General features: G+C 66.4%; 18 protein-coding genes and 1 pseudogene. 7 read left to right on the top strand and 12 right to left on the bottom strand.

The genetic code is table 11. The annotated features are described in order from the left end of the window. Window positions 1–57: 57 nt before the first annotated feature. Window positions 58–2,010 (bottom strand): annotated as a pseudogene (dnaK, locus tag ACN4F8_RS04100) (molecular chaperone DnaK); the annotation flags it as partial. A 76-nt stretch (window positions 2,011–2,086) separates the two neighbouring features. Continuing rightward, window positions 2,087–2,653, bottom strand: coding sequence for a nucleotide exchange factor GrpE (grpE, locus tag ACN4F8_RS04095; RefSeq protein ID WP_419472380.1), 567 nt, complete (start codon window positions 2,651–2,653; stop codon window positions 2,087–2,089). A gap of 168 nt (window positions 2,654–2,821) precedes the next feature. On the opposite strand from grpE, the gene ACN4F8_RS04090 reads away from it, so the two are divergent. Then, window positions 2,822–3,673, top strand: coding sequence for a fumarylacetoacetate hydrolase family protein (locus ACN4F8_RS04090; protein WP_419472379.1), 852 nt, complete (start codon window positions 2,822–2,824; stop codon window positions 3,671–3,673). Here ACN4F8_RS04090 and ACN4F8_RS04085 read toward each other — a convergent pair whose 3' ends face one another. From ACN4F8_RS04085 to ACN4F8_RS04045, 9 genes are all read right to left on the bottom strand, one after another. Beyond that, the gene (locus ACN4F8_RS04085) at window positions 3,674–4,012 is read right to left on the bottom strand and encodes a winged helix-turn-helix transcriptional regulator (protein WP_419472378.1); all 339 of its coding nucleotides are present in this window, start codon (window positions 4,010–4,012) and stop codon (window positions 3,674–3,676) included. 135 nt (window positions 4,013–4,147) lie between these two features. Then, window positions 4,148–4,699 (bottom strand): MarR family winged helix-turn-helix transcriptional regulator, encoded by a 552-nt coding sequence (locus tag ACN4F8_RS04080; RefSeq protein WP_419472377.1) that lies wholly within the window; start codon window positions 4,697–4,699, stop codon window positions 4,148–4,150. Between the two features lie 2 nt (window positions 4,700–4,701). Beyond that, entirely contained in the window at window positions 4,702–6,414 is a 1,713-nt protein-coding gene (locus ACN4F8_RS04075; RefSeq protein ID WP_419472376.1) for an acyl-CoA dehydrogenase family protein, read from the bottom strand. 16 nt (window positions 6,415–6,430) lie between these two features. After that, window positions 6,431–7,423, bottom strand: a complete 993-nt coding sequence (locus tag ACN4F8_RS04070) for a Bug family tripartite tricarboxylate transporter substrate binding protein (RefSeq protein ID WP_419472375.1) — start codon at window positions 7,421–7,423, stop codon at window positions 6,431–6,433. A 46-nt stretch (window positions 7,424–7,469) separates the two neighbouring features. Further along, on the bottom strand, window positions 7,470–7,889 hold the full coding sequence (locus ACN4F8_RS04065) for an acyl-CoA thioesterase (protein WP_419472374.1): 420 nt from the start codon (window positions 7,887–7,889) through the stop codon (window positions 7,470–7,472). Then, window positions 7,886–8,650, bottom strand: coding sequence for an SDR family NAD(P)-dependent oxidoreductase (locus ACN4F8_RS04060; RefSeq protein WP_419472373.1), 765 nt, complete (start codon window positions 8,648–8,650; stop codon window positions 7,886–7,888). Before ACN4F8_RS04060 ends, ACN4F8_RS04065 begins: the two co-directional genes overlap by 4 nt. Window positions 8,651–8,670: 20 nt before the next feature. Continuing rightward, entirely contained in the window at window positions 8,671–9,918 is a 1,248-nt protein-coding gene (locus ACN4F8_RS04055; protein WP_419472372.1) for a thiolase family protein, read from the bottom strand. Between the two features lie 10 nt (window positions 9,919–9,928). After that, window positions 9,929–11,794 carry a feruloyl-CoA synthase gene (locus ACN4F8_RS04050; protein WP_419472371.1) on the bottom strand — a complete coding sequence of 622 codons (1,866 nt, stop codon included), beginning with the start codon at window positions 11,792–11,794 and terminating at the stop codon, window positions 9,929–9,931. 5 nt (window positions 11,795–11,799) lie between these two features. Beyond that, on the bottom strand, window positions 11,800–12,588 hold the full coding sequence (locus ACN4F8_RS04045) for a crotonase/enoyl-CoA hydratase family protein (RefSeq protein WP_419472370.1): 789 nt from the start codon (window positions 12,586–12,588) through the stop codon (window positions 11,800–11,802). Window positions 12,589–12,736: 148 nt separating this feature from the next. Here ACN4F8_RS04045 and ACN4F8_RS04040 point away from each other — a divergent pair, with 148 nt between their 5' ends. Both ACN4F8_RS04040 and ACN4F8_RS04035 read left to right on the top strand, forming a co-directional pair. Next, a complete protein-coding gene (locus tag ACN4F8_RS04040; protein ID WP_419472369.1) occupies window positions 12,737–13,600 on the top strand; it encodes an amidohydrolase family protein in 864 nt (287 codons plus the stop codon). Next, on the top strand, window positions 13,597–15,432 hold the full coding sequence (locus ACN4F8_RS04035) for an AMP-binding protein (RefSeq protein WP_419472368.1): 1,836 nt from the start codon (window positions 13,597–13,599) through the stop codon (window positions 15,430–15,432). The genes ACN4F8_RS04040 and ACN4F8_RS04035 overlap by 4 nt, the downstream gene beginning before the upstream one ends. Before the next feature lie 3 nt (window positions 15,433–15,435). Here the strand turns inward: ACN4F8_RS04035 and ACN4F8_RS04030 are convergent, their stop codons facing one another. Continuing rightward, entirely contained in the window at window positions 15,436–16,026 is a 591-nt protein-coding gene (locus ACN4F8_RS04030; protein ID WP_419472367.1) for a 2-hydroxychromene-2-carboxylate isomerase, read from the bottom strand. Between the two features lie 186 nt (window positions 16,027–16,212). Between ACN4F8_RS04030 and ACN4F8_RS04025 the strand changes: the two genes are divergently transcribed. From ACN4F8_RS04025 to ACN4F8_RS04010, 4 genes are all read left to right on the top strand, one after another. Continuing rightward, window positions 16,213–17,253, top strand: a complete 1,041-nt coding sequence (locus tag ACN4F8_RS04025; RefSeq protein ID WP_419472366.1) for a TRAP transporter substrate-binding protein — start codon at window positions 16,213–16,215, stop codon at window positions 17,251–17,253. A 204-nt stretch (window positions 17,254–17,457) separates the two neighbouring features. Continuing rightward, window positions 17,458–18,495, top strand: coding sequence for a TRAP transporter substrate-binding protein (locus ACN4F8_RS04020; protein WP_419472365.1), 1,038 nt, complete (start codon window positions 17,458–17,460; stop codon window positions 18,493–18,495). Window positions 18,496–18,611: 116 nt separating this feature from the next. Continuing rightward, window positions 18,612–19,088, top strand: a complete 477-nt coding sequence (locus ACN4F8_RS04015) for a TRAP transporter small permease (protein WP_419472364.1) — start codon at window positions 18,612–18,614, stop codon at window positions 19,086–19,088. Continuing rightward, on the top strand, window positions 19,085–20,079 hold a 995-nt coding region (locus ACN4F8_RS04010; protein ID WP_419472363.1), incomplete at its 3' end, for a TRAP transporter large permease. The genes ACN4F8_RS04015 and ACN4F8_RS04010, both read left to right, overlap by 4 nt.

Below are 20,079 nucleotides of genomic sequence, written 5' to 3'. Positions count from 1 at the left end.
AAACGCCGCGTCAGGGTGCCCTGACGCGGCGGAGGAGGAGAAAACCGCTCAGCGCGATCAGGCCTTCTTGACTTCTTTCACCTCGGCGTCGACGACATCGTCGTCGTTCGCCTTGCTGTTGCCCTGCGGTGCGCTCTCGGCGCCACCCGCCGCCGCAGCCTGCTCGGCTTGCGAAGCGGCGTACACCTTCTCGCCCAGCTTCTGGCTGGTGGTCATGAGCGCTTCGGTCTTGGCTTCGATGGCTTCCTTGTCCTCGCCCTTGGCCGCTTCTTCCGCGTCTTTCAAGGCTGCCTCGATCGCTTCCTTCTCGGCGGCGTCGAGTTTGTCGCCGTGTTCGCCCAGGCTTTTCTTCACGCTGTGCACCATGGCCTCGGCCTGGTTGCGCGCCTGCACGAGTTCGACCTTCTTCTTGTCGTCGGCGGCGTTGAGCTCGGCGTCTTTCACCATCTGCTGGATCTCGGCCTCAGACAGGCCCGAGTTCGCCTTGATGGTGATCTTGTTTTCCTTGCCGGTGCCTTTGTCCTTGGCGCCCACATGCAGGATGCCATTGGCGTCGATGTCGAACGACACCTCGATCTGCGGCATGCCGCGCGGCGAAGCGGGAATGCCTTCGAGGTTGAATTCACCCAGCAGCTTGTTGCCCGAGGCAATCTCACGCTCGCCCTGGAACACCTTGATCGTCACGGCCGGCTGGTTGTCTTCGGCGGTCGAGAAGGTCTGTGCGAACTTGGTCGGGATCGTGGTGTTCTTCTGGATCATCTTGGTCATCACGCCACCCATGGTCTCGATGCCCAGGCTCAGCGGGGTCACGTCGAGCAGCAGCACGTCCTTGCGGTCACCGCTGAGCACCTGGCCCTGGATGGCGGCACCCACGGCCACGGCTTCGTCGGGGTTCACGTCCTTGCGCGGCTCCTGGCCGAAGAACTCTTTCACCTTTTCCTGCACCTTGGGCATGCGGGTCATGCCCCCGACCAGGATCACGTCGTGGATGTCGGACGCGCTGATGCCGGCGTCCTTGATGGCCATGCGGCAGGGCGCGATGGTGCGTTCGATCAGCTCTTCCACCAGGGCTTCGAGCTTGGCGCGCGTGAGCTTGATGTTCAGGTGCTTGGGGCCCGAGGCGTCTGCCGTGATGTAGGGCAGGTTCAGGTCGGTTGCGGCCGAGCTGGAGAGTTCGATCTTGGCTTTTTCGGCGGCTTCCTTCAGGCGCTGCAGCGCGAGCACGTCTTTCGACAGATCAACGCCCTGGTCCTTTTTGAACTCGCCAATGATGTAGTCGATGATGCGCTGGTCGAAATCTTCGCCGCCCAGGAAGGTGTCGCCGTTGGTGGAGAGCACTTCAAACTGCTTCTCGCCGTCGACGTCGGCGATCTCGATGATGGACACGTCGAACGTGCCGCCACCCAGGTCGTACACAGCGATCTTGCGGTCGCCCTTTTCCTGCTTGTCCAGGCCAAAGGCCAGGGCCGCGGCGGTGGGCTCGTTGATGATGCGTTTCACGTCCAGACCGGCGATGCGGCCAGCGTCTTTGGTGGCCTGGCGCTGCGCGTCGTTGAAGTACGCGGGCACCGTGATCACGGCCTCGGTCACCGGCTCGCCCAGGTAGTCCTCGGCGGTCTTCTTCATCTTGCGCAAGATGTCGGCAGACACCTGCTGGGCCGAGATCTGCTTGCCGCGCACTTCCACCCAGGCGTCGCCGTTGTCGGCGGCCACGATGGCGTAGGGCATCAGGTTGATGTCCTTCTGCACTTCCTTCTCGGTGAACTTGCGGCCGATCAGGCGCTTGATCGCGTACAGCGTGTTGCGCGGGTTGGTCACAGCCTGGCGCTTGGCCGAGGCGCCCACCAGCACTTCGCCGTCTTCCTGGTAAGCCACGATCGACGGCGTGGTGCGTGCACCTTCCGAGTTCTCGATCACCTTGGTGGTGTTGCCTTCCATGATGGACACGCACGAGTTGGTGGTGCCCAGGTCAATGCCGATGATTCGTCCCATGTTGTGACTCCGTGTAGAAAAAGATGGTTGAAAACGATGTGGATGAGGTGTGGATAAGTCGGGCTCTTTTCAAGAGCGCGACCGCTCCGAAAACTTATTTGGGCGCAGTCACCGTGACCAGCGCCGGGCGCAATACGCGGTCGGCGATGGAGTAGCCCTTTTGCAGCACGGCCACCACGGTGTTGGGCTCTTGCTCCGCCGGCACCATGCTGATGGCCTGGTGCTGGTGCGGGTCGAACTTGGTGGAACTCGCCGGGTTGATCTCCAGCACGCGGTGGCGCTCCAGCGCGCTTTTGAGCTGCTTGAGCGTGGCCTCCGACCCTTCGCGCAGCTGCTCGCGCGTGGCCTCGGTGATCGCCAGACCGGCTTCCAGGCTGTCTGCCACCGGCAGCAGGCTCTCGGCAAAACTCTCCACCGCGAACTTGCGTGACTTGCTGATTTCTTCTTCGGCGCGGCGGCGGGTGTTCTCGGCCTCGGCCTTGGCGCGCAAAAACTGCTCGGCCAGATCGGCGTTCTGCGCCTTGAGCGTGGCCACTTCGTGGCTCAGGGCGTTCATGGCCTCGGCCTCGGCCACCGCAGCGGCCGCCATCGCCTCTTCGGGGCTCATGGGCGCGGCGTGATCCGGGGAGGCGTTGTCGGCGGGCTGGTTGTCTTGGCTCATGGAAGTGAATGGAAAAGTTCTTGAAAAAGGTGGGCAACGCTGGCCGCAGGCAGGCACATGGGGGCGGTGAGCGGGGTTTCAAGGAGGCGACAGGCGTTTGGCGGGGCAGGGCCCACAATCGGCCCTCTTTCAATAGACCCCCAACAGACGACTCAACAGGTTGAACCCATGAAACTCTTTCGCCATGGACCCGCGGGTGCCGAGAAACCCGGTCTGATCGACGCCAGCGGCACGCTGCGCGACCTCTCGGGCGTGGTGGCCGACATCCACCCGGCCACCCTGGGGCGTGATTCTATGGCCCGGCTGGCCGCGCTCGATCCGACCGGCCTGCCCGCCGTGCCCCCCGGCACCCGTTTTGGCCCCTGCGTGGGTGGCGTGGGTAACGTGATCGGCATCGGCCTGAACTACGCCGACCACGCGGCCGAGGCTGGTCTGAAGGCGCCGGGCCAGCCCATCGTGTTCAACAAACACAGCGGTGCCATCTGCGGCCCCAACGACGACGTTTGGCTGCCCCCGGGTGCTCAAAAGCTCGATTGGGAAGTGGAGTTGGGCATCGTGATCGGCCGGCGCGCCTTTCACGTGAGCGAAGACGATGCGCTGGACTTCGTGGCCGGCTTCTGCCTGGTCAACGACGTGTCCGAGCGCGCCTACCAGATGGAATTTGAGGGCCAGTGGGCCAAGGGCAAGAGCTACCCCACCCACTGCCCGATCGGCCCCTGGCTGGTCACGCCGGACGAACTGGGCGATCCGCAAGACGTGGACCTCTGGCTGGACGTGAACGGCGAGCGCCGCCAGACCGGCAACACCCGCACCATGATCTTCGGCGTGAAAACCATCGTGAGTTATCTCAGCCGTTTCATGGCGCTGCAGCCCGGCGACGTGATCCCCACCGGCACACCGCCCGGCGTGGGCATGGGCCACAAGCCGCCGATGTACCTGAAGGCGGGTGACGTGGTGAGCCTGGGTGCGCGTGGTCTGGGCGAGCAGCGCCAGGTGGTGGTGGCGAGCCCAGGCGCCTGATCAGGCGCCCGGCTGGTGCGGCGTGGCGCTGGCCGCCACACGCGCCTGCTGGTGGGCCCACCGAGTAGCGAACTGCTGCACGTCGTTCAGGCGGCGCGCCAGTTCGGCGCCCTGGGGTGTGAGGCGGTAGCCGTGGCCGCTGTGGTCCACCAACCGTGCCGCGCGAAGTTCCTTGATGCGCGTGTTCAGGGTGTTGGGCGTCACGCCGCCCACGCTGTCCTGCAGCAGGCGAAAAGTCTGCGGGTGGCCGTCGGAGAGGGCCCAGATCACCCGCATGGCGTAGCGCGATTCGAGCAGGTCGAAGAGCTGGATCACGGCGGCGTTGTCTTTGGCACTCATGCGGATTCTCCTGGCAGGCCCGGCGAAAGCCCGAAAGAGAACTATAGACACGAAGCCTGGGTGCTACCAGTTTGCTAGCTGCGTGCGCCGCAGCAATGTGGCGCAAAAGCAGACGCTACGGACTTACCCGGATTGTCAGGTGCCCGGGCGCCGGTAGACCTTGCGCAGCAAGCTGCTGAGCGTCTGCAGCTCGGCCGGGGTGAGCGAGTGCGTGGCTTCCTGCTCCAGGTCGGTGGCGGTCTGCTGGGCCTGGGTGTGCAGGCGCTGGCCGGCCAGGGTGAGGTGCAGGCCCTGGGCGCGGCGGTCGGTGGGGTGGGGCTGGCGTTCGATCAGGCCGCGTTTGTGCAGTGTCTTGACCATGCCCACCAGGTTGGGCGGCAGGATGTCGAGCGCGGCGCAGATCTGGCGCGAGGTCACGCCGGGGTTGTGCGCAATCACGGTGAGCACCGAGAAGTCCACCGGGCGCAGGTCGTAGGGGGCCATGCGGCGCAGGAACAGCGCAATGATGGTGAGCGCGGCGCGCCGGGCGTTGTAGCCGAGCAGGGTTTCCAGGTACGAGGTGTCGATCTCGGGTGCGTCGCTCAGCCCGTTGCCTGTGGCGCCGTCGGCCAGCATGGCGTCGCTGGTGTCTTTCTTGCGCGGTCCACGGGGGCGGCGCATGGCGTTGGCGGTGGAGGTCTCGGGCATGCTCAGAGCATAGCCGGCTGGTGCTCTGGAGCCGACAAGGTGGCATTCATCATGGCGATGCGCATGTCGAGCTCGGGCCACACCCAGCGCCAGAAGGCCGCGTGTGCGGTGGCGTCACAGTGGGGAGCTGTTGCCATGCGGTCCCAGGCCCAGGCCATGAGCAGCAGCGCCAGTGCGCGCAAGAAATCGTCGGCCAGCCAGAAGGGCTGGTCTGGTGCGGCGCCGGCCCCGCGGGTGTTCGGCAGCAGCTGTTTCTGCACGAAGCCGCTGAAGGCTTGCAGCGCCTGCCGGGTGCGGGCGCTTTGTCCGACGTCGTCGGCCAGCTCTGCCAGCAGGGTTGTCAGCGCCGCCGCGCCGTCGGGCAGTGTCTTTCGCACCAGCAGGTCGATCGCCTGGATCTCGTTCGTGCCTTCGTAAATCATCGCCACGCGCGCATCGCGCACGTGCTGCTCGATGCCCCATTCGCGCACATAACCGTGGCCGCCGAACACCTGCAGGCAGGCACTCGCACCAGCGAAAGCCTGCTCGGTCCAGGCCGACTTGAGCACCGGTGTGACCAGGCTGCACCAGCGCGCTGCGGCCTCGCGCTTCGCGGCTTCGGGGTGGTGCTTCTGCAGATCGAGTTCGATCGCGGTGCGGTAGGCGATCACGCGCCCGGCGTCGATCCAGGCACGCTGGGTGGCCAGGATGCGCTGGATGGCCGGGTGCAGTGCGACGGGATCAGCCTGGCCCGCCTGGCTCGCGCTGCCGGGCGCGCGCATCTGGCGGCGTTCCTGTGCATAGGCATTGGCCTTTTGCCAGGCGGCGTCGAGCAGGCCGATGCCCTGCAGACCCACCAGCAGGCGCGCGGCGTTCATCATCACGAACATCGCGTTCAAGCCTTTGCCAGGTTCGCCCACTAGGGACGCGGCGGCTTCGTCGAAGCGCATCACGCAGGTGGGGCTGGCGTGGATGCCCATCTTCTCCTCGATGCGCTCGCAGTGAACCGCAGACCGCGTTCCATCGGGCTCGAACTTCGGCACCAGAAATAGCGACAGGCCTTTGGGACCGGGTGGCGCGTCGGGCAGGCGCGCGAGCACCAGGTGCACGATGTTGTCGGTGAGGTCGTGCTCACCACCCGAGATGAAGATCTTGGTGCCGCTGAGTGCAAAGCGCCCGTCGGCCAGCGGTGTGGCTTTGGTGCGCACCAGACCCAGGTCGCTGCCGGCGTGGGGTTCGGTCAAGCACATCGTGGCCAGCCATTCGCCGCTGACCAGCCGGGGCAGGTAGCGGGCCTTCAGCTCGGCACTCGCGTGGTGGCGGATGCACTCGGCCGCGCCGTGCAGCAGGCCGGGCGCCATGGTCCAGCCGTGGTTGGCGGCGTTCAGCATTTCGTGCAGCACGGCCTCCACCACGGTGGGCAGGCCTTGACCGCCGTCTTCCACCGCGCCGGCCAGCGATGGCCAGCCCGCTTGCCAGAAGGCCTGGTACGACTCGCGAAAGCCCGGCGGCATGGTGACCGTGCCGGCGTTGAATTGCGCGCCGACCTCGTCGCCGCTGCGGTTGAGTGGCGCCACCAGCTCGCCGACAAACTTGCCCGCCTCTTCCAGCACCTGCTGCTGCAGCGCGGCGTCGAAGTCGGGGAAGGCGGGCAGGGCGGCGAGTTGTTCGCTCGCGCGCAACACGTCGTCCAGGATGCGGCGGCTCGCCTCGGGTTGCGGCTGGTAGGCGTTCATGGCTGGCGCACTGTGCTCAAGACTCGGCGGTGAAGCCGATCTTCTTGACCAGCGGGCCCCAGAACTCGAAGTAGTACTGCATGCTTTTCGCCATGTCCTCGGCGCTGCCGCCCACCGGCACCATGCCCGAAAGGGCCAGCGAATCGATGACCGACTTTTCCTTCAGCGCGGCATTGATGGCGGTGTTGGCATTGGTGATCACGGTGGCCGGTGTTTTGGCCGGCGCGTAGAAACCGAACCACTCCTCCACCACGAGATCGGGGAAACCTTGTTCGGCGAAGGTGGGCACGTCGGGCACGAAGGGCGAGCGCGTCTTGCCCGAGGTGGCGATGATGCGCAGCTTGCCGGCGCGGTGGTTGGGCAAAAAGTCGCCGTGCGGCGTGACCATGCTGGCGAGCTGACCACCGATCACATCGGTGATGCCGGGGATGGAGCCGCGGTACGGCACGTGTTTGAGGTCCACACCGCTTTCCAGCCCGAGCAGCGCACCCAGGAAGTGCGGCGTGGAGCCGGCGGCGGGTGAGCCGTAGTTGGCGTCCTTGGGGTTGGCCTTGGCCCAGGCCAGGTAGTCCTTCACCGTCTTCACCGAGGCCGGCACCATCGGGCCCACCGCCAGGCCGTGCGTGAGCATGGAGGCCATGCACACGGGCGCCAGGTCCTTGAACGGGTCGTAGCTCAGCTGTTTGTAGATGTGCGGGTAGATCGACATCATCGAATACGGCGTGAGCAGGAGCGTGGCGCCATCGGGCGCGGCGTTCTTCACGGTTTCCACCGCGATGCGGCCGGCTGCGCCGGTCTTGTTCTCCACCACGGCGGCGTTCTTCGTGTAGGCGCTGCCACCGAGCTTTTCACCGATGCGGCGGCTGGTCACATCGGCGCTGCCGCCGGCGGGGAATCCGTTGACGATCTTGACCTGCTCCAGGCCTTGGGCGCGGACGGTCTGCAGGCCGAGCGAACCCAGCAGGGTGGTGGCGGCGGTGGCCTGGATGAAATGGCGGCGGGTGCTCATGGGTGTCTCCTTCTGGGTGGTGGGCAATGGGTGTGGAAAAACGGACTCAGCTGCAAAGCGCCTTGATGTCCTCGGGCACGGGAATGGCCTTGATGCGCTCGGGTGCCTCGGGCGGGTGGATCACGAAGGCACGCGTCTCGGTGCCTTCGCACAGCACGTCGTCGCCGCGTTTGACCACATGCTTGTGCATGAACACCTTCTCGCGCCATTCGGTCACGCTGGTGTGGATCTGCAGGCGCTCGCCGTAGGTGGCGGGGCGCATGAACTTGGTGTGTATCTCCAGCAGCGGCGTGCCGACGATGCCGCGCGTCTTCACCAGTTCGCGCCAGGGCGGCACGCCGTTTTTCACGAAGAAGTTCAGCGAAGACGCGTCCATCCACTTGGAGAAGTTGGGAAAGAACACGATGCCGGCCGGGTCGCAATCGCCGAACATCACTTCCACCTCAAAGACGACAACCTTGCTCATCTTGGAGCCATCCGCAGTGCACCGTCGAGACGGATCACTTCGCCGTTGAGGTGGGTGTTGGTGACGATGTGCGCGGCCAGTGCGGCGAACTCTTCGGGCTTGCCCAGGCGCGGCGGGAACGGGATGCTCGCCGCCAGCGAGGCCTGCACCGGCTCGGGCAGGGTGCGCATGAGCGGCGTGGAAAACAGGCCCGGCGCGATGGTGCACACGCGGATGCCGTGCTGCGCCAGATCGCGCGCCATCGGCAGCGTCATGCCCACCAGACCGCCCTTGGACGCGCTGTAGGCCTGCTGGCCCACCTGGCCGTCGAACGCGGCCACGCTGGCGGTGAACACCATCACGCCGCGCTCACCGTCTTCCAGTGGTTCCAGCTTCGCGCAGGCGGCGGCGAACAGGCGGCTGGCGTTGTAGGTGCCGATCAGGTTGACCGTGACCACCTTGGCAAAGTCTTCCAGCGGCGCGGCCGAGCCGTCCTTGCCGACCACGCGCTTGGCGCTGCCGATGCCGGCGATGTTCATGAGGATGCGCGCCGGACCGTGGGCCGCGGCAGCTGCGTCCATGGCGGCCTGCAGGCTCTCTGTGTTGGTGATGTCGCAGTGGCAGGCGATGCCCTGGATCTCGCTGGCCACGCGTTTGGCGTTGTCCAGGTTCACATCGAGCACGGCAACCTTGGCGCCCAGGCGCGCGAGTTCGCGCGCGGTGGCTTCGCCGAGGCCCGAGCCACCGCCGGTGACGAGTGCGGCGTGTCCTTGAATGTTCATGGTGTTGTCCTTCTTGTGTTTCAGGCCGAGGGGTTTTCAATCAACAAGGCCATGCCCTGGCCGCCGCCCACGCAGGCGCTGGCGATGCCGTAGCGCTGGCCGCTGCGCTGCAGTTCGCGCGCCAGCGTGAGCGTGAGGCGCACGCCGGTGGCGGCGAGTGGGTGGCCGAGCGCAATGGCGCCGCCGTTGACGTTGAGGCGGTCCAGGTCCATGCCGAGTTCGCGCGCCACGGCGAGTGTTTGTGCGCCTTGGGCTTCGTTCACCTCGAAGCGCGCGATGTCGTTTAACGACAGACCGGTGCGCTCCAGCAGCAAGCGGATGGCGGGCGCCGGGCCGATGCCCATGATCTCGGGCGGCACGCCCACGGCCGATGCCGCGACCACGCGGGCCAGCGCTTGCTTGCCGTTGGCCTTGGCGTAGGTGCCGGAGGCCACCACGCAGGCCGCTGCCGCGTCCACCAGCGCCGAGCTGTTGCCACCGGTCTGCACGCCGCCTTCAAACACCGCGCGCAGCTTGGCCAGCACCTCCACCGGCGACACGCGCGGGTGGGTGTCGGCCGCCACTTCGGTGAGCTTGCCTTGCAGCTTGATCCCGCGCGCCTTGTAGCCAGCGAGTTCAAACTTCTCGCTGACCACCGGCACGATCTCGCCCGCGAGGAAACCGCTCTCCTGCGCGGCCACGGCCTTGGCAAACGAGGCCGATGCAAACGCATCCACCTCCTCGCGCGTGATGCCGTATTGCTTCGCCAGGTTCTCGGCGGTCTGGATCATGTTGATGCCCGCCGCCGGGTCTTTGAGCGCTTCCCACATGTAGTCCTTGAAGCCCACGGGTGCACCGAGCTTGAAGCCGGTGCGGTGGTCGAAGGCGGCGATGGGGTTGCGCGTCATGTTCTCGGTGCCCACCACCAGCGCGGCATCGCAAGCGCCGCCCTGGATGTGTTCACCCGCCTGGCGGAACAGCTCGAAGCCGGTGCCGCAGATGCGCTGCGCCATGATGGCCGGCACCTCCACCGGCACGCCAGCGTACAGGCCCATGTGGCGTGGCAGGAAGAACTGGTCGAAGTCGCCGGGCGCCATGTTGCCCGCGATCACCGAGCCGATGTGTTCACCCGGCACACCGGCGCGCTCCAGCGCCGCGCGCGCGGCCTTGATGCCGAGGTCGGTGGGCGAGATGTGGCCGAGTGCACCACAGTAGTCGACCATGGGCGTGCGCACGCCGGCCAGCAGCCAGACGTCGTCGAAGGCGTTGAAGAATCCGCGGGTTGCCATGGTGGTCTCTTTATTCAGGTTTGAGGATCGCGTGCAGGCCGTCGCTGTGCAGCAGGGCCACGGTCTCGGCGCGGTGGGCCAGCACCGCGCGCTGGTTGATCGAGCCCTTGTCGGTGACTTCACCGCGGTCGATGGTGGGCGGGTCGGCCAGCAGGCACAGGCGTGCGATGCGGCTGGCGCTGCCGGTGGATGTTTTGGCGAGTTCGGTCACCACGCGCTGGAAGTGCGCGAGCACCGGTGCGCTGCTCAGCACGTCGTGCATCGAGGCCTCATTGCCCAGGCCGCTGAGCCCGCGCACCAGCGGCGTGGGGAACACCATGGCGCCCACTTCCTTCATGTCCAGGCCGGTGATCACCACGTCCTGGATGTAGGGCGCGCCGGCCGCGATGATCTTGGCGCGCAGCGGGCCCACACTCACGAAGGTGCCGGTGGCGAGCTTGAAATCTTCGGCGATGCGGCCGTCAAACTTCAGGCCCTGGTGGATGTCGGTTTCGTCGATCCACTTCACCGCGTCGCCGGTCTTGAAGAAGCCTTCTTCGTCGAAGGCCTCGGCCGTCTCGGCCGGCATGCGCCAGTAGCCGGGCGTGATGTTGGGACCCTTGTAGCGCACCTCGGTCTTGCCGCCCGCGTCCACCAGCTTGAGCTCCAGTCCCGGTGTGGGCAGGCCCAGGTCGCCGGCTTTCACGTTGGGGCTGGTCACGAAGATGCCGAAGGGGCCGGACTCGGTCATGCCCAGGCCGGTGCCCATGACGATGCGCTCGCCGATCTCGCTCTCCTGCGCGGCGTGCAGCGCGTCCCACACGGGCTGGGCCAGCGAGGCACCGGCGTAAAAGAACATCTGCACGCGCGAGAGCAGCGTCTTGCGAAGCGCCTCGTCGGTTCTCATGGCGTTGGCGATCGCCTCGAAGCCGGTGGGCACGTTGAAGTACACCGTGGGTGCGATCTCGCGCAGGTTGCGCAGCGTCTCGCCCATGAGCGCGGGCGTGGGTTTGCCGTCGTCAATGTAGAGCGTGCCGCCATGAAACAGCACCATGCCCACGTTGTGGTTGCCGCCGAAGGTGTGGTTCCAGGGCAGCCAGTCGACCAGCACCAGCGGGCCCTCGGCCAGCACCGGCATCGACGCCACCATCTGCTGCTGGTTGGCACACCACATGCGCTGCGTGTTGATCACGGCCTTGGGCATCTTGGTCGAGCCCGAGGTAAACAGGAACTTGACGATGGTGTCCGGCCCGGTCGCGGCCATGGCGGCGTCCACCGCAGGGGTGGCTTCTGTGGCCAGCAGCTCGGCAAACGGTGTGGTGGCGCGACCGGGCACGGTGCCTTCGGTGGTGACGAGCTCCACGCCATCGCCCAGCGTGGCGAGCATGGCGCGGCTGTAGCGGCCCGCGTCGCTGGCGAACACCAGGCCGGGCGTGAGCGTCTTCACCACGTGGTGCAGCTTGTCGAAGTCCTGGCTCACCAGCGAGTAGGCGGGCGAGGTCGGGCAATACGCGATGCCGGCGTAGACGCAGCCCAGCGCCAGCAGCGCGTGTTCCAGGTCGTTCTCGCTCAGGATCAGCACCGGTCGCTCGGCCGAGAGGCCACGGTTGATCAGGCCCTGGCCGATGCGCCGCGCTGCGTCGAGCGCCTGCGCGAACGTGATGTGGCGCCAGTCGCCGGTCGTTCCGTCGGCGTTTTTCGTGCGGCGCGCAAACACCGTTTGATCGGGGCGCGTTTTGGCCCAGTGCACCAGCCGGTCGGTGATGCGATCCGGGAAGGGCGGCAGGTCCTGGTCGGCGCTCAGGTAGTGCGTGCCCTGGGCGCCGTCGCGCAGCGTGGCGCGGGTGACGCCGAAAGTGAGCGGGCGGTATTTCGCCATGGTCGCGTTCTGGCTCATGGCGCTCACTCTTTGTTCACTTTGGCGGCGCGGCCTTCCAGGAAGGCGCGCACACGCGTTTTGGCTTCCGGGTCGCTCTGCGCAATCGCGGCCATCATGGCTTCGGTCAGGTAGCCCTGGTCGGCCGGTTGTTCGGCGATGCGCGGCAGCGCGTGCATCAGCGCGTAGTTGGTCAGCGGTGCGTTCTGCGCGATGCGCGTGGCCAGTTCCATGGCCTTGTCCAGCGCCGTGCCCTGCGGCACGAGGTACTGCGTGAGGCCGATGCGTTCGGCCTCGGGCGCCTTGTAGACGCGGCCGGTGAACATCATGTCGGCCATGCGCGCGGCGCCGATCAGGCGCGGGATGCGCACCGAGCCACCGCCACCCACGAAGATGCCGCGCGAGCCTTCGGGCAGCGCAAAGAAGGCGGATTCGTCGGCCACGCGGATGTGGCAGGTGCTGGCCAGCTCCAGACCACCACCCACCACCGCACCGTGCAAGGCTGCCACCACCGGCACCGGGCCGTACTGCACACACTCCAGCGCGCTGTGCCACATGCGCGAGTGGTGCAGGCCCTGGCCGGCGTCGCGCTCGCTGAGTTCGGAGAGGTCGAGGCCGGCGCAGAAGTGGTCGCCGCTGCCATGGATGACGGCGGCGCGCACGCCGTGCGGCATGGCCTGGAACATGTCGCGGATCGCCAGGATCAGGCCGTCGTTGAGCGCGTTGCGCTTGGCTGGGCGGTTGAGCGTGATGACCGCGATTTCGCTGGATGCGCCTTGCAGGCTCAGGCTGATGTCGGTGGAATGGATGGGCATGTCGGGTGTCGGCGGCGGCCGCTGGTTCGGGGTTTTTGCGCTTGAAACGAGGGCTGATTATGGTTATAAACAATAACCAAAACAAGGCAATCCCGTCCGACCGACCCCCGTGTTTACCCTAGGTCAAAACACGCCCCCGGAGACCTTCATGGACCACAAGAACCTGATCGCGATCGACATCCACACGCACGCGGAAGTGAGCTGCCGCAACCCGTTTGACAACTACGGCGAGGAGTACGACCGCGCGGCCGACAAGTTCTTCGGCAGCGACCGCCGGCCCACGATTGCAGAGACCGTTGCCTACTACCGCGAACGCAAGCTCGGCCTGGTGATGTTCACCGTGGACAGCGAGTCGCAACTGGGCCGCCGCCGCATCCCGAACGAGGAGATTGCGCAGGCCGCGCGCGAGAACAGCGACATGATGATTGCCTTCGCCAGCATCGATCCGCACAAAGGCAAGATGGGTGCGCGCGAGGCCGAGCGGCTCATCAAGGAGGAGGGCATCAAGGGCTTCAAGTTCCACCCCACGGTGCAGGGCTACCACCCCTACGACAAGATGGCCTGGCCGATCTACGAAGTGATCAACGCGCACAAGCTGCCCGCCATCTTTCACACCGGTCACAGCGGCATTGGCAGCGGCATGCGTTGCGGTGGCGGCCTGCGGCTGGAGTACAGCAACCCCATGCACCTGGACGACGTGGCCATCGATTTCCCCGACATGCAGATCGTCATGGCGCACCCGAGTTTTCCGTGGCAGGACGAGGCGCTGAGCGTGGCCACGCACAAGCCCAATGTGTGGATCGACCTGAGTGGCTGGAGCCCGAAGTACTTTCCGAAGCAACTGGTGCAGTACGCGAACACGCTCTTGAAAGACCGCATCCTCTTTGGCAGCGACTACCCGCTGATCACGCCCGAGCGCTGGATGAAAGATTTTGAAGTGGCCGGCTTCAAGCCCGAGGTGATGCCCGGCATCTTGAAGGGCAATGCGGTCCGTCTGCTTGGCTTGTCATGAAGGCATTCACGACGATCGCGGACATTGAAGCGCTGGAGCTTGCGCCGCTGGAAGGCGTGGCGCCCCACCGCACGCCTTACCAACTGATCCGCGCCACGGCCGAACGTTTCCCCGAGCGCGAGGCCTTCACCTTCCTGCCCGACGCGTCGCTGGAGACAGCACCGCAGCGCGTGACCTATCGCGAACTGTTGGCCCGCATCCACCGCGCGGCCAACGCGTTCCGCGCGCTTGGCGTGCACGAGACCGACACCGTGGCCATGCTCGCGCCCAACACGCCCGAGGCGCACGCCGTGCTGTGGGGCGCGCAGCTGGCGGGCCGCGTGTGCCCGATCAACTTTTTGCTGCAGCCCGACCACATCGCTGCGCTGTTGCAGGCCTCGTGTGCGAAGGTGCTGGTGGCCTTGGGGCCGAACGCGGAACTCGCGGTGTGGCCCACGGCGCTGGCCGCGCAGGCGTTGCACGCCACCGTGGTCGTGCCCATCACCGTGGATGAGGCGGTGCCCGGTACGCCGTCGCTGCAAGCCCTCATGGCCGCGCAGCCGGACACCCTCACGTTCGAGCCCGACCTGAACCCTGACCGCGTGGTGGCGTTGTTCCACACCGGCGGCACGACCGGTGCGCCCAAACTGGCGCAGCACACCGCCGGCAACGAGGCCCACACGGCGTGGTTTGCACACGCCTTCTACGGCATGGACGAAACCGCGGTGGAGATCAACGGCTTCCCGCTGTTTCACGTGGCCGGGGCCTTTGTGTACGGTCTGGCGCTGCTGGCCATCGGCGCGCGCCAGGTCTTGCCAACGCTCAGCGGCATGCGCAACACCGGCTTTATGCAGCGTTACTGGCAGTTCTGCGAACGCGAGCGCGTGACGCACCTGGCCTGTGTGCCCACGGTGCTGGCGAGCCTGCTGGGGGTGCCGGTGAATGCGAATATCGCAGCCGTGCGCGCCGCCTTCACCGGCGGCTCACCGCTGCCGGCCGAGCTGGCGCAGCGCTTCGAGGCCGCCACCGGCATTCCTGTGCGCAACATCCTGGGCATGACCGAGTGCGCCGGCTTGGTGAGCATCGAGCCGCTGCTGGGTCCACGCACGCCCGGCTCGGCCGGCCTGCGCCTGCCGTACACCGAGGTGCATGCCGTGCCCTGGCGCGATGGCGAAGCGAAGCTCGATGAGCGCTGCGGCTCTGGCGAGACCGGCGTGCTGGTGTTGCACGGCCCGCACATGAGCCCGGGTTATCTCGATGCCAAGCGCAATGCAGGGCTTTTCGAAGGCGGCTGGATCGTCACCGGCGACCTCGGGCACCTCGACGAGGCGGGCCGCATCCACATCACTGGCCGCGCCAAGGACGTGATCATCCGCGGCTCGCACAACATCGACCCCGGTCTGGTGGAAGACGCCTTCATGGCGCATCCTGCCGTGGCGCAGTGCGCCGTGGTGGCCGAGCCCGACGCCTACGCGGGCGAGGTGCCGGTGGCCTTTGTGGTGCTGCGCGCCGGCACGGGGCTGGATGCCGACGCACTCTTGCGCGAAGTGGCGCCGCAGGTGTACGAACGGCCCGCCTGCCCGAAGCGCGTGGTGCTGGTGGACGCGTTGCCGCTGACGGCCATCGGCAAGGTGTTCAAGCCCACACTGCGCCTGCGCGCCATCGAGATCCGCTTGAGCGAGATCGCGCAAGGGCTGGCGCCGCAGCGTGCGGTGCGTGTGGAGGCCAGCGACGAGGGTGGCCGCCAGCGTGCGCTGATCACGCTCGGTGGTGTGGCCGATGACGACCTGTCGCAGCGCTTGCGCGCCGCGCTCGCCGCGATTGCGTTGACGGTCGAGATCCGTTTCGGCTGAGGCTCACCAGCCGCCACTGGCGAGCCAGCGGTCGATCTGCTCGAACTTGTCGATGCCCCAGAACGGCTCGCCGTCCACCAGCACGGTGGGTGAGCCGAACACGCCGGCCTGCAGCGCGGCGTCGACTTCGGCGCGCAGCAGAGCTGCCGCTTCTTCGCTGGCAGCAGCTTGCGCGATCTCGTCACCCACCACAGGGATCAGCGACTCGGGTGTGGACAGGTCCAGCCCCCGGCCCCAGTAGGCGCCGTAGAGGGCGTGCACCACCTCGGCGGCGCGCTGCGACTGGTGGCGGTTCACCCAGGCCAGCGCGCGTCCGCAGGCCAGCGGGCTCATCACCGTGTCCCTCGGCTGGCGCTGCATCGGAACGCTGTGCTCCCTTGCGTAGCGCAGCACATCGCGCTCGGTGTAGGGGCCCTTGAGCGGTGTGTCGAGCAAGGGCTTGAGGCCCATGACCTTCATCACCGAGACGCCCAGCAACATGGGGTGCCACTTCACCGTGCGCCCGTGCCGCGCCGCGAGCTCCTCGATGCGCAGCGAGGCGAAGTAGCCGAAGGGGGAGATGAAGTCGAAGTGGAAGGCGAGGGCTGGGGTCATGCGCGCATCGTACCCACGCAAGCGGCGTTTCATGCCGACTCGGAATAGCTGCAAGTCGCGAAACGGGCTGGTGTATGCAAAGCCTTGGCGGCACATTAGCGGCCTTGTGTCTGACGTGACACATGTCCGGGCGCCCCTTTTGCGGGGCCGCCGAATGCCATCTTTTCTGACGACAGGAACTTCTCGATGACTTCTCTCAAACGCCGCAACGCCATCGTGGCCCTCGCAGCCTTGGGCGCCACCGCCCTGACGGGCAGCGCCCTGGCCCAGCAGACCGTCACCCTGCGCCTGCACCAGTTCCTGCCGCCTTCGGCCACCATTCCCGCGCGCGCCATTGCGCCGTGGGCCAAGAAGATCGAGGCCGAGTCGGGTGGTCGCATCAAGGTGCAGCTGTTTCACTCGATGTCGATGGGCGGCACGCCGCCGCAGCTGTTCGACCAGGCCCGCAACGGCGTGGTGGACCTGACCTGGACGGTGCTGGGCTACACGCCGGGCCGTTTCAGCAAGTCCGAGGTGTTCGAGCTGCCGTTCATGAGCGGCCAGGCCGAGCCGGCCTCGCGCGCCTTCCACGAATACGTGGAGAAGTTCGCCGCCGACGAGTTCAAGGACGTGAAACTGCTGGCCGCCCACACCCACGGCCCGGGCCTGTTCCACACCAAGGACCCGGTGACGGGGCTGGAGAGCCTGCGCGGCATGAAGGTGCGCGGCGGCTCGCGCGTGATCAGCAACATGCTGGGCAAGCTCGGCGCCACGCCGGTGGGCATGCCGGTGCCTGCGGTGACCGACGCGCTGACCAAGGGCACGATCGCCGGCACCACCATTCCCTGGGAGGTGACGCCGTCGCTGAAGATTGCCGAGCTGGTGAAGAACCACACCAGCTTCGCCGGCCCGACCGGCCTGTTCACCCAGACCTTTGCGCTGGTGATGAACCGCGCCAGCTACGACAAGCTGCCGGCCGACCTGAAGGTCGTGATCGACAAGAACTCGGGCGTGGAGACCGCCGCCTTCTTTGGCCGCGCGATGGACGACGGCGACAAGGCGGGCCTGGAGGTGGCCAGAAAAGCAGGCAACAACATCGTGACGCTGGACGCTGCTGAAACAAAGCGCTGGCAGGCCGCCGCAGTGGCGGTGGAGGCCGACTGGATCAAGGAAGTGCAGGGCAAGAACATCGACGGCACCCAGCTGGTGTCGCAGGCCCGCGCCCTGATCGCGAAGCACAGCAAGTGATGGGGCGTTGCCTTCCGGGCCGTCTGGGTGAGGTCGTTTCATAAAATAACGGCATATCTGAAAGTCTCTTCACACACTGGCGTTAACACCCTGGCCCATGCACAGTTCGGGTGTTCGAATGAAGAAACGATCCGGGGCTGGTGACTCGTCACCCGAGTTCATCCGTCACCCGGGCTCAACCATCCTTTCAGCTGGAGACAAACCATGAGCTTTCTGAAACGCCGCACCACCCTGCTTGCCGTGGGTGCCATGGCCGCCATGTCCCTGGCCGGCCCCGCCCTGGCGCAGACCGTGACGCTGCGCCTGCACCAGTTTCTGCCGCAGCAGGCCACCATTCCCGCCAAGGCGTTGATCCCGTGGGCGCAGAAGGTCGAAGCCGAGTCGGGCGGCAAGATCAAGGTCCAGCTGTTTCACGCGATGCAACTGGGCGGCGCGCCGCCCCAGTTGTTTGACCAGGCCCGCGACGGCGTGGTGGACCTGAGCTGGACGGTGCTGGGCTACACGCCAGGCCGTTTCAACAAGACCGAGGTGTTCGAACTGCCCTTCATGAGCGGATCGGCAGAGCAGTCTTCGCGCGCGATCCAGGAGTACGTGGAGAAGTTCGCCGCCGACGAATTCAAGGACGTGAAGCTGATCGCCGTGCACACCCACGGCCCCGGCCTGTTCCACACCAAGACACCGGTGATGGGCCTGGAGAGCCTGCGCGGCATGAAGGTGCGCGGCGGCTCGCGCATCATCAGCAACATGCTGACCAAGCTGGGCGCGACACCCGTGGGCATGCCCGTGCCGGCCGTGACCGACGCGCTCTCCAAAGGCACCATCGACGGCACCACCATCCCATGGGAGGTGACCCCTGCGCTGAAGGTGAGCGAGCTGGTGAAGAACCACACCACCTTCGCCGGCGCCCAAGGTCTGTACACGCAGACCTTCGCGTTCTCGATGAACAAGGCGTCCTACGACAAGCTGCCGCCCGACCTCAAGACCGTGATCGACAAGAACTCGGGCATCGAGACCGCCGCCATGTTTGGCCGCGCGATGGACGACGGCGACAAGGCCGGGCGTGCGATTGCCGAGAAGGCGGGCAACAACATCGTGGCCCTTGACGTGGCCGAGACGCAGCGCTGGAGGCGCACGGCAGCCACGGTGGAGACCGACTGGATCAACGAGATGAAGGGCAAGAACATCGACGGTGCCAAGCTGGTGTCCGAAGCCCGTGCCCTCATCGCCAAGAACCAGAAGTAAGGCGCGGCGATAATCCCGGCCGGCCCGAGCGCAACCCGCGCAGGGCCGGCACGACCGGCTCTCCATTGCCGTTGCAGGCGGATGGCGGCCGGTTTCTCTTTGTTGAAGGTGAAAAATTGAAGCTACTGTCCTTGCTGGCACGGGCCAGCGCGATCCTGGCGGGCGTGCTGCTGACCGTGATCACCCTGATCACCTGCGCGAGCCTGATCGGGCGCAACACCATCGGGGTCACGCTGGTCGGTGACTACGAACTCACCGCCGTGACGGCGGGTGCCGCGGTGGCCCTGTTCCTCCCGTGGTGCCAGCTCAAGCGCGAAAACATCGTGGTGGACTTCTTCACCGCCAAGCTGTCCGACAGCACGAACGCGCAGCTCGACCGCTTCGGCAGCTTCCTGCTGGGTGGCGCCATGCTGCTGCTGGCCTGGCGCACCGCCGTGGGTGGCCTGAGTGCCTACGACTCACAAACCACCTCCATGATGCTGGGCTTCCCCGAGTGGATCGTCTATGCCTTCATGGTGCCCCCGCTGATCCTCACCGGCGTGATTGCCTGGACGCAGACCATCTTTGGCAATTTTTCGGAGCAGGGCGAATGAGTTCTTTGTCACTGGCGGGGATGATCTTCGCCACCATGCTGGGCTTGATGGCCATTCGCGTGCCGATCGCGATCGCCATGTTTTTTGCTGGCTGTTTCGGCTACATCTTCCAGGTCGGCTGGCCTCCGTTTTTCAACAACCTCAACGGCGCTGCCTTCGCGCGCTTTGCCAGCTACGACCTCTCCGTGATTCCGCTGTTCATCCTGATGGGCAACTTCGCCACGCAGGGCGGCATCTCCAAGGCCTTGTTCCAGTTCGCCAGCGTGGTCACCTCCCGCTTCAAGGGCGGGCTGGCCATGGCGGCCGTGCTGGCCAGCGCGGGCTTCGGCGCCATCTGCGGCTCGTCGGTGGCCACGGCGGCCACCATCACCTCGGTGGCGCTGCCCGAGATGAAGCGCCACGGCTATTCGGGGCGCCTGTCCACCGGCACGCTGGCCGCGGGCGGCACCCTGGGCATCCTGATCCCGCCGTCGGTGCCGCTGGTGATCTACGCCATCCTCACCGAGCAGAACATCGCCAAGCTGTTCGCGGCGGCCATGGTGCCGGGCATCATCGCGATGCTCGGCTACATGATCGCCATCGCCGTCTATGTGCGCCTGGTGCCGGGCCACGCGCCTGAGCATGATGACGACCACGCCAAACTCACCATGGAAGCCTTCATCGGCGTGGCACCGATCGCCATCGTGTTCCTGATCGTCTTCGGCGGCATCTACGGTGGCCTGTTCACCCCCACCGAAGGCGCAGGCGTGGGCGCTGCGGCCACCTTTGTGGCGGCACTGCTCAAACGCGAACTCACGCTGGCCAAGATCCGCCAGTGCTTCTATTCCACCGCCGCAGCCAGCGCCATGATCTTCCTGATCTTCATCGGCGCAGACATGATGAACACCTCGCTGGCGCTCACCCAGGTGCCGGCCCAGCTGGCCGAAGTGGTGCAGGGGCTGGATGTTTCGCCGGTGAGGGTGGTGGCCGGCATCATGCTGGTCTACGTGGT

The sequence above is a fragment of the Hydrogenophaga sp. genome (assembly GCF_048549895.1).
Lineage (GTDB): Bacteria > Pseudomonadota > Gammaproteobacteria > Burkholderiales > Burkholderiaceae_C > Hydrogenophaga.
The sequence above is the reverse complement of the archived record's forward strand: the minus strand, read 5'-3'. Positions and strand labels throughout refer to the sequence as shown.